This is a genomic window from Bacteroidota bacterium, from assembly GCA_016715425.1.
Classification (GTDB): Bacteria; Bacteroidota; Bacteroidia; order Chitinophagales; family BACL12; genus JADKAC01.
In genome coordinates this window covers 102,773-116,425 of sequence record JADKAC010000008.1, presented here as the reverse complement: position 1 = coordinate 116,425, position 13,653 = coordinate 102,773, and the positions used below count along the sequence as shown (strand labels likewise).

Annotated in this window: 15 protein-coding genes; 4 read left to right on the top strand and 11 right to left on the bottom strand. The window is 34.1% G+C overall.

Annotation, left to right across the window (positions count from 1 at the left end):
• The first annotated feature begins 42 nt into the window (after nucleotides 1-42).
• Complete coding sequence (locus tag IPN31_14640) at nucleotides 43-1,161, top strand: gliding motility-associated C-terminal domain-containing protein (protein ID MBK8683115.1); 1,119 nt, start codon at nucleotides 43-45, stop codon at nucleotides 1,159-1,161.
• A 442-nt stretch (nucleotides 1,162-1,603) separates the two neighbouring features.
• Here IPN31_14640 and IPN31_14635 read toward each other — a convergent pair whose 3' ends face one another.
• The gene (locus tag IPN31_14635) at nucleotides 1,604-2,305 is read right to left on the bottom strand and encodes a L,D-transpeptidase family protein (protein MBK8683114.1); all 702 of its coding nucleotides are present in this window, start codon (nucleotides 2,303-2,305) and stop codon (nucleotides 1,604-1,606) included.
• Nucleotides 2,306-2,349: 44 nt separating this feature from the next.
• Between IPN31_14635 and IPN31_14630 the strand changes: the two genes are divergently transcribed.
• From IPN31_14630 to nadA, 3 genes are all read left to right on the top strand, one after another.
• Nucleotides 2,350-3,429 (top strand): hypothetical protein, encoded by a 1,080-nt coding sequence (locus IPN31_14630; GenBank protein MBK8683113.1) that lies wholly within the window; start codon nucleotides 2,350-2,352, stop codon nucleotides 3,427-3,429.
• A 295-nt stretch (nucleotides 3,430-3,724) separates the two neighbouring features.
• Nucleotides 3,725-4,300: a nicotinate-nucleotide adenylyltransferase gene (locus IPN31_14625; GenBank protein MBK8683112.1), complete on the top strand. Its 576-nt coding sequence runs from the start codon at nucleotides 3,725-3,727 to the stop codon at nucleotides 4,298-4,300.
• Between the two features lie 391 nt (nucleotides 4,301-4,691).
• On the top strand, nucleotides 4,692-5,705 hold the full coding sequence (gene nadA / locus IPN31_14620; GenBank protein ID MBK8683111.1) for a quinolinate synthase NadA: 1,014 nt from the start codon (nucleotides 4,692-4,694) through the stop codon (nucleotides 5,703-5,705).
• Between the two features lies 1 nt (nucleotide 5,706).
• Here nadA and IPN31_14615 read toward each other — a convergent pair whose 3' ends face one another.
• The 10 genes from IPN31_14615 to rho all read right to left on the bottom strand — a co-directional run bounded on the left by IPN31_14615 (nucleotide 5,707) and on the right by rho (nucleotide 13,586).
• A complete protein-coding gene (locus tag IPN31_14615) occupies nucleotides 5,707-6,027 on the bottom strand; it encodes a helix-turn-helix transcriptional regulator (protein ID MBK8683110.1) in 321 nt (106 codons plus the stop codon).
• A complete protein-coding gene (locus tag IPN31_14610; protein ID MBK8683109.1) occupies nucleotides 6,027-6,365 on the bottom strand; it encodes a helix-turn-helix transcriptional regulator in 339 nt (112 codons plus the stop codon). The genes IPN31_14615 and IPN31_14610 overlap by 1 nt, the downstream gene beginning before the upstream one ends.
• A 57-nt stretch (nucleotides 6,366-6,422) precedes the next feature.
• Nucleotides 6,423-7,112: a tRNA (adenosine(37)-N6)-threonylcarbamoyltransferase complex dimerization subunit type 1 TsaB gene (tsaB, locus tag IPN31_14605; GenBank protein MBK8683108.1), complete on the bottom strand. Its 690-nt coding sequence runs from the start codon at nucleotides 7,110-7,112 to the stop codon at nucleotides 6,423-6,425.
• Nucleotides 7,113-8,177: a M28 family peptidase gene (locus tag IPN31_14600; protein MBK8683107.1), complete on the bottom strand. Its 1,065-nt coding sequence runs from the start codon at nucleotides 8,175-8,177 to the stop codon at nucleotides 7,113-7,115. It abuts the gene before it with no gap.
• Nucleotides 8,178-8,803: 626 nt separating this feature from the next.
• Nucleotides 8,804-10,471, bottom strand: coding sequence for a S41 family peptidase (locus IPN31_14595; protein MBK8683106.1), 1,668 nt, complete (start codon nucleotides 10,469-10,471; stop codon nucleotides 8,804-8,806).
• A 26-nt stretch (nucleotides 10,472-10,497) separates the two neighbouring features.
• Entirely contained in the window at nucleotides 10,498-10,737 is a 240-nt protein-coding gene (gene yidD, locus IPN31_14590; GenBank protein ID MBK8683105.1) for a membrane protein insertion efficiency factor YidD, read from the bottom strand.
• On the bottom strand, nucleotides 10,712-11,089 hold the full coding sequence (gene rnpA, locus IPN31_14585; GenBank protein ID MBK8683104.1) for a ribonuclease P protein component: 378 nt from the start codon (nucleotides 11,087-11,089) through the stop codon (nucleotides 10,712-10,714). Before rnpA ends, yidD begins: the two co-directional genes overlap by 26 nt.
• Before the next feature lie 37 nt (nucleotides 11,090-11,126).
• A complete protein-coding gene (gene rpmH, locus IPN31_14580) occupies nucleotides 11,127-11,294 on the bottom strand; it encodes a 50S ribosomal protein L34 (GenBank protein ID MBK8683103.1) in 168 nt (55 codons plus the stop codon).
• A gap of 89 nt (nucleotides 11,295-11,383) precedes the next feature.
• A complete protein-coding gene (locus IPN31_14575; protein ID MBK8683102.1) occupies nucleotides 11,384-12,004 on the bottom strand; it encodes a hypothetical protein in 621 nt (206 codons plus the stop codon).
• A 31-nt stretch (nucleotides 12,005-12,035) separates the two neighbouring features.
• On the bottom strand, nucleotides 12,036-13,586 hold the full coding sequence (gene rho, locus IPN31_14570) for a transcription termination factor Rho (protein ID MBK8683101.1): 1,551 nt from the start codon (nucleotides 13,584-13,586) through the stop codon (nucleotides 12,036-12,038).
• Between the last annotated feature and the right edge of the window lie 67 nt (nucleotides 13,587-13,653).

Sequence of the window (13,653 nt, the reverse complement as noted above, 5' to 3'; positions counted from 1 at the left end):
AAATGCAGCCATGTTAAAAATGCATGGCTGCGTTTTTAGATTATGAAAATATTTTTTGCTGTAATTCTGAATAGCCTTATTGCTTCAAATATTTATAGTCAAGAACTGTATCAAACATTTTTTGTGGTATATAAAGGTGATACTGTTCCTTATTATAGCAATGTTACTATTTGCGCTGGTGATACAGCAACTTTTTTTTCTGATACTGAATGGGAGCCATCCTTTTGGTTATGGTATTTTGACGGGGGAATTCCGGATACCACTTTTGAAAAAAGCCCTTCAGTAGTTTATAATAATATTGGGTTATTTAATGTTTCTTTATATGTTGGCGCCGAAGATGATATTTATGATACCGCCTATTTTCAAAATCTCCCTCTTATTACAGTTGAATATTGTCCCCCCATATCCAATTTTAATTTCTCCAATGAAATATGCATGGATGATTGTTTTAATACTAATAGTACATCATCGTATGCACCCACAACATGGCAATGGACATTTACATCGGGCAGTCCGCCGGAATGGAATGGCGAGCAGCCTCCGGAAATATGTTATGATACTACTGGTATTTTTCCTATTACTTTAATTACTACTAATCCTGCCGGTAGCGATACTCTTGTGCAATACATTACAGTAAATGAAATGCCTGAAGGGGAGGCCGTCACGCAAAATTTAGATATGAATTTCGGAGAGTTTATATTGTTAGAGTCCTGTGCAGAAGGAGCATTTTATCAATGGCAGCCAACAGAGTATTTAAGCTGTTCAGATTGTGCAGATGCACTCACAAATCCTGCAATACCGTTTATACAATATACCAATACAGTTTCAAATGAAAACGGTTGCGAAGTAGTATGTACTTACAACATCACAGTTAATAATCTGCCGGAGGAAATATTTATGCCCAACTCATTTACACCAAATGGCGATGGAATAAATGATGTATTTATGATCTCTCAAAAATTTATTCAATTACAAAGTTTTCTTATTTACGATCGTTGGGGTGAGATGATGTTTAACACAGAAAATGTTTTTGATGGTTGGGATGGAACATATGAAAATCAAAAAGTAAATTCAGGAGTATATATGTACATAATTAAATATTCACTCCCCGGCAACGATGGAATAAAAATAAAAAGAGGAAATGTTACAGTTTTGAGATGAGAATTAGTGGGTATTGAGTATCGGGTATTGGGTAAAAAAATGAGTGATGAGTAATCAGTAATCAATAATCAGTGATGAGTTTTTTCATTGTCAACTGTCAACTGTCAATTGTCAATTTTAAAAAGTCAAAAGCTAATAGCTAACGGCCAATAGCCAATTAATGAGTAATCAATGATGATTTATTTGTTGATACTTTTTAATTGTCTGAACTTTGATTAAAATGATTACATGAATACTATGATTATATATCAGTATTTATTTTTAATCATAGTTATCAAAAAATTAAATAAATCATAGTACAGACAACACGGAACATGAAACTCGAAACCCGAAACTTTTTTTTTCAATAGTCAATAGTCTAAGTTTTTTTTATTGTCCACTGTCAATTGTCAATTTTAAAAAGTCAATGGTCTAAGTTTTTTTGCCAATAGCCAATAGCCTTTCAATAATCAATCTTCTCTTGAATCAACATCGGTTTCCTTTTCTCATCCAAAGCATAAATCAATTGTAATAGATTTTCTTTTTGCATGGCAGTACATCCGGAAGTGGGAGAGTTTTCATCTTTCCAAACATGCAGAAAAATACAAGAGCCATTTCCTGAAATTATAATTTCTGCATTATAATTTACCCAAATACCATATTCATATTGCAAGTCGTTGCGCTGCATAAATTCAAAACTATTCCAATCCTGATTTGTAATTGTATCTGTATTAATTAATCTGTTATAATATTCTGATTGTACATCATCCACACATAAATAATTTTTATTCACTTGCTGAAAAGGCATTTTTAAATTTTCCATTGCATGATAACTAAAAACAGATCCTAAAGTAAATACACCTGCCGGTGAACAACCATCACCTTCCTGTTTTGTAATTGTTGCTGTTGTATCAAAAACAATATCTGTTGCAAATCCATTCCGTCCAATTTGAACAGGAAAACTGAATTGTTTCTTCCATTTATCTTTCACGGTTTCTCTTTCATAAAATATCAACTCACCATTTGATTGAATTCCTGAAGCAGTTACTAAAATTGCTTGCGTACTATTTACTAAATAGCCATTGTATTTAGCAGGTATTTGTGATACACAACTTTGCAGTAACATCATTAATAATGTAAAATAAAATATCTTTCCTGTTGGCATACGGTAAATTTAATCGAATTTTGATGTCAATAATTAATTGCAATATGAAAAAAATCTTTTCTCTATTTATTTATGCTTGTTTCCTGAGTTCAATATTATTTGCGCAAACAGCGATTACTTTAACCGTAGATGATATTGCAGATGCCGGAGATATTTATGTGGTGAGTAATGGAAATCCACTGGAAGATTATTCTTTAGATTATACAGGAGAAAATATTGTTTGGAATTATAATTTTCTTACACCAGTCACACAAGATTCTGTGGTGTGGTTGGAGCCTACCGAAACTAATGTTGCTTATTTTCTATTATGGTTTGTTTCAAACATCGCCGAAGAATCCGCACAAGTAATCTCATCTGATTTATTTTCAATAGAAGATATTTTTAATTTTTATAATCGCTCGGGTTCTGAACTTGCAATAAAAGGTTTTGCAGGAACAGTGGAAGGAATTCCATTACCCGCAGCTTATGATTCGCCGGATAAAGTCTATGAATTTCCAATAACGTATGGAAGTGATTATAACAGCAATTCCAGTTTCACTTTCGGCATTCCTGGTTATGGCTCCTGGGCAGAAGAAAAAGAACGCACTTGTGATGCGGATGGATGGGGAACTGTAATTACACCATTCGGTGAATTTGAAACCGTGCGTTTGCATTGCGAAATTGCAGTGAGTGATGTGTTTGAATATTCCGGTTTTGAAATTCCAATTTCATATACTTCTCATGAATACAGATGGCTTAGTCCGGATATGGGAATTCCTGTTTTACAAATAAATACACAAGCACTGTTAGGATTTGAAACAGTTACTCAGGTAATTTATCAGGATACATTATTACCTGCTCCGGTTTCAATTCAGGAAAATTTGTTGCATGCTGATATTACTCTGCAAAATCCGGTAAGCAATACAATGCAAATTGCTATTCAAGCAGAACAAGCATATCCGATGTATTTAATTGTGAAGGATACTAAAGGTGCAACAGTATTAGAAACAAAACAGGAAATATTGAATACAGGAATTAACAATTTCTCTTACTCAATAAATAATTTAGAAAGTGGAATGTATCTGGTAAATGTGGTAATGGATAATCGGGTAGTTGAAGTAAAAAAACTAATTGTATTAAAATAAAAAAACCGGGAGCAGTTTGAGAAAAGCCCCCGGCACCTATTAAAACAATCACTACTTAGAAAACTATTTACTATAAGCTCTACATTGCTATTAACAACACCTTATTTTAAAAGTTTTGTTTCAGCACATATAAGAAGTTAAGTAATTGTTAAGGTTTTTTTGAAAACAATCTTTCCCTTCTGAGGTTATCTTAATTATATTTGATTATTGTTGTTTAGGAAATTTTTTCGTCAGGAATCAATAACCTTATTTATAGCAACATTTAATTATTTCCAACACTTTCAAATTAATCAAAATGACTATTGGTTTATTTTTCGGCTCTTTTAATCCTATACATACAGGCCATCTTATTATCGCCGATTATTTTGCAAATAACTGCGCATTAGATCAAGTGTGGTTAATAGTTTCTCCGCAAAATCCACTAAAAGATAAAGCAACATTGCTGGACGAAAAACATCGTTTGTATATGTGCAATATTGCGGTTGAGGATAATTACAAATTACAGGCTTCTAATATTGAATTTCATTTACCAAAACCCTCTTATACAATTGATACGCTTACCCATTTGCAAGAGAAATATCCTGACAACAAATTTGTGCTGATAATGGGCTCTGATAATCTGGCGAGTATTGACAAGTGGAAGAATTATGAATTGCTGCTTAAAAATTTCACATTCTATATTTATACAAGGCCTGAATTTGAAATTAAAAACATTCCTTATAGCGGTGATATCCATTTTTTTGAAGTGCCGCAGATATTTATTTCCAGCTCCTATATTCGTCAGGCTTTAAAGGAGAAAAAGTCCGTGAGATACTTAGTGCCCGAAGTGGTGAGGACACATATTGAAGAAATGCATTTCTACGAAAAGTGAAAGAATTAGATAAAATGCACTTTATGTTATCAAGTGATGTTGAGCGGTGTACAAGTGACAAATGTGTGTAGATAAGAAAATGAAAAGATGGCTTGTGTAATTCAAATAGATGATTTTAGAAAACAGAATGTTATAAACCCATCATTGATGCACCATGAATTAACTTTGAAAAAATAATATATAACGAAAAGTTATGCTGTGCATAGTGAATACACAGGGTGTGAACAAAGCAGAATAAGTGTAGTTTTATTGAGAAGTAATTGTGAATCTACTGTGGGTAAAGAACAAATGATTGGGGATTAAATGATGCACAAGAAAACAGAAATATTTTTTCGAACAAATACACAGTGCTGATGATGATTATATTTTTAATTAAAAAAAGAAGATCGTAATGAATAGTGAGGATAACTTAAATGTGGATTTTGCAAAATTAGATCGCAAAGGCTTTATTGATTTTGAACCGGATCCCACTTTGGATTTAGTGGCCGAAATAAATAAATTGAAGAAAGAAAAGAATATGATTATTCTGGCGCATTACTATCAGGAAAGTGATATTCAGGATGTAGCCGATTATATTGGTGATAGTTTGGGTTTAGCGCAGCAAGCAGAAAAAACCAGTGCTGATATCATAGTATTTGCAGGAGTACATTTTATGGCAGAGACAGCAAAGATTTTAAATCCCACCAAAAAAGTGATTATGCCTGATTCTAATGCAGGTTGTTCGCTGGCTGATAGTTGTCCTCCACAATTATTTAAACGGTTTATAGATGCACATCCGGGGCATGTTGTAATCAGTTATATTAATTGTACTGCAGGTGTAAAAGCATTATGCGATATTATTTGTACAAGTACCAATGCCGTGAAAATTGTAGAGAGTGTTCCAAAAGAAACACCGATCATATTTGCACCCGATAGAAATTTGGGAGCATATATTCAGAAAAAAACAGGAAGAGAAATGGTATTGTGGAACGGCACATGTATGGTGCATGAAATATTTTCTTTAGAAAGAATTAATAAATTAAAACAAGAAAATCCAACAGCAAAATTGATAGCACATCCTGAATGTGAAGAAGCAATTCTAAATCAAGCAGATTTTATCGGAAGCACAACAGGCTTGTTAAAATATTCGCAAACAGATTCAGCGCAATCATTTATTGTTGCCACCGAGCCAGGTATTATTCATCAAATGGAAAAAGCATCACCGCATAAAACATTTATTCCTGCACCACCCGATAATAGTTGTGCTTGTAATAATTGTCCGCACATGAAGCGCAATACTTTGGAGAAACTTTATGTAGCAATGAAGTATGAATTACCTGAAATTATATTGTCTGCGGATATCATTGAAAAAGCAAGAAAACCAATTGAAAGAATGTTGGAGATTTCAGCACAACACGGCTTATAAATTATTTAGTGCGGTATTTTTCTAACACTGTATTTATCTGTTGAATAGTTGTGTAGTTAACAGAGTAATGAATAAATTTTCCATCACGTTTTGTATTCACAAGATCTGCATTGCGCATAATTTTTAAATGTTGCGAAACAATAGATTGTTCTGTGTTGAGTAGTTTATAAATTTTATTGACATTGGCAGTTTTATTTTTATCTAACAACACTATTATTTTTAAACGCAACGGATGCGCAATTGCCCGCATTAATGAGGCAGCTTTTTCCAGAGTGCTTTGTTGCAAAGTTCCTTGTATAATATAATCTGCACCTTTAGCCATCAGTCAATTAATTCTTCAGTCATTTGTGCAATTTCTTTCAAGCGATCATAATTCAAACTATAAAAAATATACTTCCCTTTTCTATTTGTACTTACCACACCGGCTTTACGTAAAAAAGCAAGATGTTGTGAAGCTACCGATTGTTCCATGCGCATTTTTATATAAACTTCCGTAACTGTCATTTCTTTATTATCATCTAATAAGCGAATTATTTGTTGACGTAGTTTATGATTTACTGCACGCAGAATTATTACTGTGCGGCGGTATGAATTATAATCTAATTTAACCTCAGCTTCGTTAGGTGCATTTATAAGTTTTACGTTTGGATAAGAGGGCATAATTGAAAATCTAAACCTAATGTACAACTAAAATATAAAAACTAATAGTTAAATATTTCAAATGTCAAAAGAATGCCTTGCAATACCTGAAAATGTTTTGATATACTCTGGTTCAAATTCCGCAATATCACTGAATAGTTTATTTGAAAACATAGCAGTAGAAATACCTATCTGATGATTAGCCATCAATTGAAAATTATTCAGGAATGTACTGTTTGGATGCTCCAATACATGTTTGATTTTATTTACACCGCTACCAAAGAATAGAATTTCATTTGTTTCTAAATAAGAAATAAAATCATTGCTGTTCATAATCACTGCTTCAGGATTACGGATGCATTCAAGATTGGAATTATATATTGCAGTATAAACTTCCATGCGTCTTGCATCAATTAATGGAGCAAATAATAATGCAGGATTATTAAAATTTTCTGATGCACCGGATGCCATTGCCTGTAAAGAATTTACTGCGATAAACGGAATTTGTAAAGCATGACAAATTCCTTTTGCAAATGAAGCACCGATGCGCAATCCTGTATAAGATCCCGGACCGGCACTTACTGAAACTGCATTTAAATTTTTTATAGAAAAAGAATTGTTATCCAAAAGATTTTTCGTGATAACGGCAAGTTGTGCAGCATGATCATTTACATCATCACTGTTTTGTTGATCCCATAAAATTCCAGTGTTTGAAAGTGCAACAGAACACACAGGAGTACTGGTTTCAATATGCAGAATTACAGCCAATCAGAATTGCACTTTAAATTCCATATTCTCTTCGCCTCGCATTACATGCACTGTTGTAGCATCACCTTTTTCAAACATACTCAGCGCTTTCATATAACTCATCATATCCACTACTTCCACCGGACCTAATTTCACGACAATATCACCGGCAAGTAATCCTGCTTTTGCTGCAGGTCTGTCTTCCGTAACTGCATCAATACGCATTCCTTTTCCTTCAAAAATATAATCGGGAATTACACCTAAAGTCACTGTGAATCTCGGTGCATTTTCATTGCTGTCTTCTTTTGTTTTCATAAATTCTATTTTACCTTTTGCATTGTAATTAGCAATAATATCAATCACATAATTTTGAATTAATTCTATACCATCATAATTAATTTTATCCTCATCATCCGATGGTTTATGATAATCACTGTGTGTTCCTGTAAAAAAATGCAACACAGGAATATCTTTTAAATAAAAAGAAGTATGATCGGATGGTCCAACACCGGACTCTGTAGTTTTTAAAACAAAACGATTATTATTTATTGTATCCAGGTTTGCAAATGCAGGTGAAGTACCCACACCATTTATTATCAGATTATTTTCTTCATCTAATCTGCCGACCATATCAAAGTTCAGCATGTAATTTATATCCAATGGTTCAAGCGCTTTGCTGGAAGCAGAATATTTAGAACCATACAAACCCAATTCTTCTCCTGAGAATGCAATGAATAAATAATTATTGTTTTTATAAGAGAGTAATTGCAATGCTTCCGCAAGTTCCATAATCATTGCAGTACCACTTGCATTATCATCTGCGCCGTTATGAATAGCAGGTTTGCCACGATATAAAGAACCACCCATTTCATTATAACCTAAATGATCATAGTGCGCACCAATTACAATAGTTTCTTTTGCATGATTATCAATAAAGCCTAAAATATTATGACCGGTTTTTTCAATATCTAATAATTCAGTTTCTAACGTAACCGGTTTTTTTTCTGCAATAATTTTTTCAGCAATAGATTCAGTTACATACATTGCGGGAATGGATACAGCAGAAGTTTTCATGGTGTAATCCATTCGTGGAGTTTCATAATTGCTATCCACATTATAAAAAATAATTCCGGCAGCGCCATTTTCAATTGCTGCATTTACTTTACTTCTTTCATCTGCATACGGATAAAATTTTGTGTGCGGATGATAGCCCTCCGGAGAAGATAATTTTACCAATACAATTTTACCTTTCACATTTTTTCCGGAGTAATCATTATAGTCAATTGAATCTGCTGAAATACCATAATCCAAATCAATCACTTCTGCGGAAATATTTGCAGTTCCGGATAATACAAGAGGATATACTTCCGGATAATCTATTTGCTTGTTGCCAACAGTTATAAAATTATTTTTTGTCGCTTCTTTACCTGCAGAAAAAGTAAAGCTTTGTATATATGTTTTGTTATCACCAAAAGGTGTTAATCCCAATGCTTTAAAATCTGCTGCAATATATTCCGCAGCCATCATTTCACCTTTGCTTCCTGTAAGTCTTCCTTCCAATTTATCATCTGACAAATAGGTAATGTGTTCTTTAAGCTCAATTACTGTTTTGTCCTGTGCAAATACACTTGAAAGAATTAATAATAAGGGGACAAGTGCAAATAAATACTTTCTCATTTTAAATTATTAAAAATTGATTTTATAACTTTTTATTATTTAGATGGTTTTAATAACGCTTCATATCTCTCGAGTTCATTAAGCACACGCACTGCTTCCTGAATATCCGGATCGTAATTAAAAGATAATTCTATGCGACCTACATCTTGATAATATCTACCTACAATTTCTTTATTCAGCTCATACAAAATTTCATTTTTAAATTTATACAAGTCTGTTTCTTTATTGTGATGAATCAGTGTTTTTAAATTATCAATATCACTTTTTATTGCATCGAAATATTGATCTTCCACAGCACTTGCTTCAAACTCCGATAATTGTAATTCAGTCTCGGTTACATAATCATAATCTTTATCTGCAAGGTATTTTACGAAGTCTTCGTATTGTGCATCTGTCAAAGAAAAATTTCTAGCATCAGTAATTTCCGGGTGCTCATATTGGAATAAGGTAGCATAATTGAAAATGATATCTTTTGTAATTAAACTGATGGTAATGTCTTTATATGTTTCAGTAGGCACAGTGATATCGGGATCAATTCCACCACCATCATACACCACTCTTCCGGACGCAGTTTTAAAAGCGGTTTTTAATGAATCAGGCATTTTTCCAAGACTGCCATCTTCATTGCGATGCGCATAATCAATAGCTTGAATACATCGGCCGCTTGGTATATAATATTTTGCAGTAGTGAGTTTCAGTTTTGTTTTATAGGAAATATCTCTGGTGGTTTGTACTAATCCTTTACCATAAGATTTTTGACCTACAACTATACCACGATCATAATCCTGAATAACACCCGCCACAATTTCTGAAGCCGAAGCAGAGGATCTACTTGTAAGTACAACAAGTGGAATAGTTTTATCAAGCGGTGCATTCAGTGATGTAAATACTTTATCCCATTCTGTTACTTTTCCTTTTGTACTCACTATCTCAACTCCTTTATCTACAAACACATTGGATACATTTACAGCCTCACGCAATAAGCCACCCGGATTGCCCCGTAAATCTAAAATAACACCACTCAATTCGGGATGATCTTGTTTCAGCATTCGTAATGCACTCTCCACATTGCGACCAGAGTTTTCAGTGAATTGAGTAAGTATGATATAACCGATATTTTCTGTTACCATTCCATAGTATGGCACATTTTCCATTTTTATTTCTTCACGAACAATTGTGCTTTGATATTCTTGATCATCGAATGGTTTTGTGTATTTGATAGAAACAGTAGATCCTGGTGAGCCTCGAAGAAACTCACTGATTTCCTCATTATTTTTTCCGTTAGTTGCTTTTCCGTCAATTTCTGTAATTATAAATCCGGGTCGCAATCCGGCATTAAATGCAGGAAATCCCTCATGTGTATCTATCACAGTTATTTTACCATCCACCGGACGAATCGTTGCACCGATGCCACCATAATTTCCTGTTACCTGAAATTTATATCCTTCCAGTTCTGCTTCCGAAATATAATTAGTATATGGATCCAGTGATTCCAGCATCGCATCAATTCCGGTGCGCATAAGTGTGTTCGGATCTATTTCATCTACATAGTAAGTATTTAATTCTTTGTAGATAGTTGTAAAAATGTCGATGTTTTTAGAAACTTCAAACAGATCTACTTTAACTGCAGCAGCACTTAAAATTATTGTAGCGGAGATCGCCACTGAAATAATTACAACTCTTTTTTTTAATTGTGTAAGCATCTTATAATTTTCTTTTTACAAATTATTTAAGGAACAGGATCATGGCCATGGCCACCCCAAGGATGACAAGAACTCAATCTTTTTAATCCTAGCCATCCTCCTTTAATGAAACCATATTTTTTAATTGCTTCAATCATATAATGTGAACATGTGGGTGTGTATCTGCAACTGTTTGGCAAAAAGGGCGAAATAGCATATTGATAAAATTTTACTAATAAAATTAGCACGAAACTAATTGCCTTATTTATCGCTGCTAAAAGTTGCATGTAAACGCTTTAAAACTAACTTGAATTTATTTTCTATCTCGTTAAAAGTTGTTAGGTTATTTCCAGTATAAATAAATACAACAGACAGTGGAATTTTCTTTTCCAGAAGTAACGCTTTTAACTCCGAGTTATTTAAACGATAAGCTTCCCGCATTAATCGTTTTATCCGATTTCGGTTTACGGCAAGTGGCATTTTGCGTTTGCTTACTGTAAAGGCTGCTTGTAATAAATTCTCAGATAAATTTTGGTTGTGTAAGTATATTACTTGCAATGGTGCTATAAAAAAATTTTGCCCCGCCTTAAATAGCAGGGCAATTTCTTTTTTGCTTGAAAGCCTTTCCGCTTTTTGCAAAGTATATTTTCTGACGGGTGTCATTTCACCCCTGTAATTAAACGTGGAAACGTCTGAGTGTACGCTCATCAGAAACTGTAAGCTTCTTACGACCTTTACGGCGGCGGCGAGCAATAATTGCACGGCCATCTTTACTACTCATACGTGTACGGAATCCGTGCTTATTTACTCTTTTCCTTTTGGATGGATTAAATGTAGGTTTCATTTTCTACTTAAAATTTTGGACGGCAAAGATAATTATATAACCGCTATGAACAAAATATCAACAATTATTAATATTGAATTTGCTTACAATTATCTGTTTGCCAATTCAGAAAGATAAATTACTAAGGCACCATTAAAGCCAAATTGCCATAATGTGCTAAAAGTGGAAACTCCTGCTCCGGAGCCACCTGTTCCAACATAAAAGCCACCGCCGAATGCTTGAACAGGAACTAACATTTGTCCGCCGATGCGAATGCCTATAACAGGAGAAGGATTTAATTCAACACCCAGACCAGCACCCCATGCAAATTTTTCGACATCTTGACTTGATTCCGGCGATCCGAAAATTGCCATACCTAATTCAATCCCAAAGAATCCTTTAGCTACATCACTGAATGGTAAATACCGTTGCCCGGCAGCCATGATATAGGATACATTCACATCCCCCGAACCCGTACCATATATATAATCATAAAGTTTTCCGGTAGTAGGTTGTTGCTGAAAAGAGAGCTTTATGCCATAAGCTTCATTGACATTGAAAATAAGACCTGTATTCCAATGTCCTGATTCATTCACTCTACCGTAGCCAAATTCAGTATCGAAATCATCACCAAAGGTGTAACCTCCACCGCCAAATAAACCAAAGGATTGAGCTGAACCTTGAAATTGTAAAAGCAGCACAGCAATTGAAATGAATAATAATTTTTTCATTAAATATTTTTTGTAAAATTAATCAACACGGTTAACTATTCATTGAAATAAGAAACTCTTCATTGCTCTTGGTTCCTCTCATATTTTGAAGTAGGAAGTTCATCGCTTCTTCAGTATTCATATCAGCAAGATGCTTGCGCAAAATCCAAAGCCTTTGCAACACTTCTTTTTCATGTAATAAATCTTCTCTTCTTGTACCGGATGCGATAAGATCTATAGCAGGGTAAATGCGTCTGTTAGATAATTTGCGATCTAATTGAAGTTCCATATTACCGGTTCCTTTAAACTCTTCAAAAATCACTTCATCCATTTTTGATCCTGTATCAATTAAAGCAGTTGCAATTATGGTTAATGAACCACCATTTTCAATATTTCTTGCAGCACCAAAAAATTGTTTTGGTTTATGTAGTGCATTTGCTTCTACACCACCGGATAAAACTTTTCCGGATGCGGGAGAAACTGTATTGTGTGCTCTTGCAAGTCGTGTAATTGAGTCCAATAGAATAACTACATCTTGACCACATTCCACTAAGCGTTTTGCTTTTTGAAGCACTATTGTAGAAACACGTACATGTTTATCTGCGGGCTCATCAAAAGTGGAAGCAATTACTTCTGCATTCACACTTCTTTCCATATCTGTAACTTCTTCCGGACGTTCGTCAATCAGCAATACAATTAAATACACTTCCGGATGATTTTTGGCTATCGCATTTGCGATAGATTTAAGCAGCATAGTTTTACCGGTTTTCGGTTGTGCTACTATCATTCCTCTTTGGCCTTTTCCGATAGGAGAAAATAAATCTACTATACGAGTACTATAATCACTAGTATCATGTACCAGGTTTAATTTTTCTTCAGGGAATAAAGGAGTAAGGTAATCAAACGGAACTCTATCTCTAACTGCCTGTGGGTTGCGACCATTAATGGTTTCCACTTTTAATAAAGCAAAATATTTTTCACCTTCTTTCGGAGGCCTGATTGTTCCTTGAACCCAATCACCGGTTTTTAAACCGAATAATTTTATTTGCGATGGGCTCACATACACATCATCTGGGGATGTGAGATAATTGTAATCTGCACTGCGTAAAAAACCATAACCATCCGACATCAATTCCAATACGCCTTCGCCGGGAACAGCACCTTCTAAATCAATATTAAAACGTTCTCTGCGTTTTTGCTGATTGAAATCTCTATTGGGATATTTATTTTGAACTTGCTCTTCGGGTTGTTCTTTTACCTCCTCATTTACTTGTTGATTTTCCGAATTGTATTCTTCTTTTAATTCAACAGGTTGCAGATCTTGAGATTGAATTATTTCAGGTTCTTCTCTTGAAAGTTCTTCTGCCATTTCATCTACTACAGGAGTAGATTCTTTTTTCTTTCTTGGGCGGAGAATTTTTTTATCCTCTTTATGAGGGGTAGGCTCGTTTTTGTCTGATTTATTTGTCATTGCTTGTGCATCCAGAATTTGGTAAATAAGATCTTGTTTGTGAAGTTTTTTGGGGTCTTTAATGGAAAGCGATTCTGCTATCTCCTTTAATTCAGGAACGAGCATGTCGTTTAACTGCAATATGTCGTACATAAGAAAATGAGTTACACGTTAGAATAAGAAATTAAGAATATAAGTAAGTGTTGGTTTTAAAAACAGG